Below are 218 nucleotides of genomic sequence, written 5' to 3' on the forward strand. Positions count from 1 at the left end.
CTCCCCGAACAGGACTCGAACCTGTGACAACTCGATTAACAGTCGAGTGCTCTACCAACTGAGCTATCAGGGAATAATACACATTAGATATTCTCATAACACGCGACTCTTGCATGAGCAGGAGTCACTCGTGTTACGACATATACTGCTTGGCAACGTCCTACTCTCCCAGGACCCTGCGGTCCAAGTACCATCGGCGCTGGAGGGCTTAACGGTCG

The 218-nt window shown here is 51.4% G+C and carries 1 tRNA gene; it reads right to left on the reverse strand.

What is annotated here, in order from left to right:
- A tRNA-Asn gene (locus QP775_RS25680) sits at positions 1 to 73 on the reverse strand.
- Between the last annotated feature and the right edge of the window lie 145 nt (positions 74 to 218).

The sequence above is a fragment of the Paenibacillus sp. UMB4589-SE434 genome (assembly GCF_030226685.1).
Classification (GTDB): Bacteria; Bacillota; Bacilli; order Paenibacillales; family Paenibacillaceae; genus Paenibacillus_B.